Here is a 4,207-nt window from a genome sequence, read left to right as displayed (position 1 = left end):
TCATAATATCTTTATACATCATAGGTTATTATGAATTTTATCAATATATCTAAACAAAATTTCCTGTATATAGCTTTTCAGATCTTTATTAATAAGGTCCAAATTAATCAAGCAGGTAATAACAATTTCTTCTTTGGGATAAACGTACAATAAACTTATCCCTCCAACGTATCTTCCCTCATGTCCATAATAGTAATTTCCATAGTAGTCAGTTGAAGAAAAAAAACCTATTCCATAGTTAGTTTTTTCACCATTTTTTAAGTGCTGCGATTTTATTAATTGTTTTAAAGTTTCACTATTTAAAATTCTATTAGAGTAAAGGAAACCGTTCCCTAAGATTACTAGATCTTCGCTAGTGGACAAATAGCATCCCTCGGCATATTTAAATGAACATTTTGCAGGCGGGCTAATAGCAACTTGCCTATTACGAATGGAATAAAATGTAGTGGTGTTGCTGTCATAGACACCTGTATCCATCATAGTATTCCTTAAACCTAGTTTATCTATTACATATTTCTTTTGACATTCTGTTAGCGACATTCCACATTTTTTTTCGACAATCAGACCTAATAGTTTAAAGCCATAGTTACTATACTGGATTTTAGTTGATGGCTCAAATTCAAGTTCATCCAAGCTAAAAACTCGATAAAAATCTTTGCGGGAATAATTTTTATTAAATCTTTCTTCGCTGGGCTCTCTCATCATACCTGAGAGATGCCCACCTAATTGCCTAATTGTAAAATCATATTTTTTCTTCGACAAACTATCCAAATAAAAATTTGCTGTATTATTAAAATCAATAGAACCCAATTCAACAAGTTTGCCCAATGTAGCTGCTGTAATTGTTTTTGTGATACTTGCAATTCGAAACTTGGTTTTTGAAGGATCAATCTTAACTTTATTTGCTATATCAGCATATCCAAAACCCTCAGAAAAAATAACATTTCCTTTATACGAAATTGATACTGCCATACCTGGCGCATCAACTTGTTTTAAAAAATGTTCAAGTTTATCTCTTGTCTTATTATTTTCCTTATCAAAAAGTGTTCTTTGACCGGATAATTGATGTGGCCAAAAAGCAAATGAAATAAGTATGAATAAAATATTTTTCATGTAAGATGTCTTCAAAAGAAATGTAATACTAAAGTAGTAATTTTAATGAGACACTTTTAGTTTCATTAGTGATTAATGGATCGGATAATTTTTATTTGCTTACGATTTTGCACTTTTTCTTATTTTTATCTTACGAATAGTGTTAATTTTATGAATAAAGAGATGAGTCCATGAAGCTACCTCCTGAATTAGAAGACCAATACGTAAAAGAAGTTCTCTATAATAGATCTTTAGAAGATCTTCCGGATGAAGAATGGAGGCTGATTGAAGGTTTTGAGAATTATGCTATCTCTAACTATGGACGGGTGAAGAGCTTAGAACGTATGTCTTTATCATTATTCGGTAAAGAACGCTGGCTTCCGGAGCTTATTAGGAAACTGACTTTTGTAAAACAGTTTAATAACTACCTTCAAGCTGATGGTTTTAATGTTCATTGCGGATTTATTTGGGATGGTCGTAAATATACAAGATCGGTAGCACGTTTGGTCTATTATCATTTTGTTGAAGAATTTGACCTTAATAACCGTTTAATTGTTATTTCATGTAAAGATGGAAATAGCCTTCATATACATTGCAATAATCTAGAGAAAATTTCGGCCAGCGAAAAAAGACTAAAAACCTTTCGCCAAAATAGAGCAAGGAATCTACATGTTGACTACCTACAGCCCATCAGCCAATACACTGCTGAAGGAGTTTTAATCGCTGATTTTAAAAGTATTTACGTTGCAGGAAAAAAATTAGGTATTGCCCCAGAAAGCATTTTGGATGTAGTTAATAAAAGATTTCTAACAGCAGGAACATTTCGATGGTTTTTGCAAAGTAATCCTCCTAAAAAAGAAGACTTTATCATCGCTACACCATCAGATATTTCAGCTGACTCATTTAATCAGTTTCTTTGGGAGAAGCTGGGTAAACCTTTAATTGACAAAGATAATCCTCCTCCATGCATGAATCTGTCACTTGAAGATCTTCCCGGAGAATACTGGATTCCAATACCAATCCCAAATTTTGAAAATCGTTTTATGATTTCTAACAAAGGCAGAGTAAAACGGTTAGAAGGCTGGACTTCAAAAGGAAGAAAAATATTTTTGAAAGAACAGATATTATCCCAGTTCATGATACGCAATAGCGATACAACGTATTCCTTATATTGCAGATTAAATAATGAAGGTAAAGAAGTCCTGCCTGTAATGAGCAAATTACTTTATTATTGTTTTGTAGAAAAGTTTGATCTTAAAAACAAAAGGCTTGCTGTGGTAAATGAGAGTAATCCGCAATGGAATATAGACCTGTCAAAACTTTCATTACGTCCCGTTTCTTATGTTCTTCGAGAGAGAAATAAAGATTTTGGTGTGATTAAGGTGAGAACAATATTTAATTCCAAAAAAGTATTTAACGATTCGCTTTGGAAAAAGCTGGGTAAGCCACAAATTTATAAGAAGAATCCACCTGCTGTTTTCAATTTATCGATAAAAGACTTGCCGGATGAACAATGGAGACCATTACCCGGCTTTGAAGGGAAATATGTAATTTCAAATAAAGGAAGAATAAAACGATTAAGTGGCTGGAGTGCGGGGTATCAATTTTTCGGAGAAGAGCAAATAATCTCTCTCAATGTAATAAAGAAAAATAAATCCGGTTACCTTTATTTTAAGTTGCACCCGAAGGAAGATACAAACCCCAAAATGCTTTTACGGCTGCTTTACTATTGCTTTGTCGAACAATTTGATCTTAATGATAAAACATTGCGGGTTATTAATGAAAATGAGCCTCTCTGGGATATAGATCTGTCAAAGTTATCATTACGCTCTATTGCGGATGCATTTAATAAAACGATAATTAAAAAGTAGAATAGGAACATTTCACAAAATCTTTCTGATCTGACAGATGAGCTAATATTACATTGAAAGTAAAGCAGTAGATAAGATGCGTTCCAGAGAATTTTCAAACCTTCCTTCATACAATTATTGGATCAAAAAACTTGCAATTGTGAGTTCGATCAAGTTGTAATCTTAAAAACCTCAGTAGTTATTCCTTAAAATACAGTGGAAATTATTATATTTGACATACAAAACGAATCAAAAACCTACATTTTCAAAGTGAGTAAATCGGTGAGTAGCCAAAGCCCCATCTTTTAAAAAGGTTGATAAATAAAGAGATTTAAAGAGACGGTTCGGAACCATCCAACACGCTAAATTTGAGATCTGATGTGGATATTGAAAAGGAGTTATTTTCTTCCGGATGGTACAAGTTATTTATATCTTTTGACAAAACCCCGGAGATTTTTATTGTATCCATAGGAAAATTTTGGATATTATCAGATCCCGAAAAATTTGAATCTAAATCAAACCCATATTTTCTTATACCATTTCCTTTGACTTGATGCTGGAATAAAAAAACATTTATCAGAACCACCAAAAGCAAAATTAGTTTTTTATTAAAAATCATATTTTAGAATTATATATTAAAAATTTAAGTTATAGTATTCTTTCTATCAATAACAAAAATCAGTATCAGTAACGTCATCAAATGTTATAGCTGAAAGATTGAATTCTTCTTGCCCATTATTTAAGATAATCTTGTGCGGTAAAGTAAGACCGTTAACAGCTTTAAAATTAGAATATTCCAATATATATCCATTTCCTTCAACAGCTTTCTGTGTTAAACCACTTTCTTTATCCAGATAAAGTTTATAGTTTCCTCCCTCTATTACATAACATTCTTTCCCATTAACTTTCTCTATTCCTGAAACAGTATATTTTGTATGGTTATTCAAAATATTAAAAATCGGAAATAAAAATTGCCCGTCATTATTATTGAAAAAGCGGGAAAGTTTTGAAACTAGACGACCAGAACGCTTAATTTCTTCATCAAATCTTGTCACATGATTATTCCCATCAGAATCTTTTTTTTGAATTCTCTCAATAAGTTCTCCATTGATCATTTTTGTATCAATAGTTGTCATTGATTTAATTTGAGAAAGTCTTTCTCCTCCCATACTCTGTATATTCTTTTTCACAATATCTACTACCGGGGGAAAATTTGAAGAAAGAGAATTGTCAATTTTTGAATTTTGTCCCGTTTGAGCTATTGC

Annotated in this window: 3 protein-coding genes; 1 reads left to right on the top strand and 2 read right to left on the bottom strand. The window is 31.9% G+C overall.

From position 1 onward, the window contains the following. Positions 1–18: 18 nt before the first annotated feature. On the bottom strand, positions 19–1,113 hold the full coding sequence (locus Q0A18_RS14845) for a serine hydrolase domain-containing protein (protein ID WP_292010941.1): 1,095 nt from the start codon (positions 1,111–1,113) through the stop codon (positions 19–21). Positions 1,114–1,283: 170 nt separating this feature from the next. Between Q0A18_RS14845 and Q0A18_RS14840 the strand changes: the two genes are divergently transcribed. Next, positions 1,284–2,963, top strand: coding sequence for an NUMOD4 domain-containing protein (locus tag Q0A18_RS14840; RefSeq protein WP_050019615.1), 1,680 nt, complete (start codon positions 1,284–1,286; stop codon positions 2,961–2,963). 644 nt (positions 2,964–3,607) lie between these two features. Here Q0A18_RS14840 and Q0A18_RS14835 read toward each other — a convergent pair. Further along, positions 3,608–4,207 (bottom strand): hypothetical protein (locus tag Q0A18_RS14835; protein WP_292010940.1); only part of this gene is annotated, 600 nt, incomplete at its 5' end.

The sequence above is a fragment of the Chryseobacterium sp. genome (assembly GCF_022712095.1).
In the GTDB taxonomy this organism is placed as follows: Bacteria; Bacteroidota; Bacteroidia; order Flavobacteriales; family Weeksellaceae; genus Chryseobacterium.
This window is presented reverse-complemented; position numbering and strand designations above follow the sequence as displayed.

Coding starts and splice junctions, on each gene's coding strand:
- Q0A18_RS14845 (WP_292010941.1), bottom strand. CDS start 1,113: ATGAAAAATATTTTATTCATACTTATTTCATTTGCTTTTTGGCCACAT.
- Q0A18_RS14840 (WP_050019615.1), top strand. CDS start 1,284: ATGAAGCTACCTCCTGAATTAGAAGACCAATACGTAAAAGAAGTTCTC.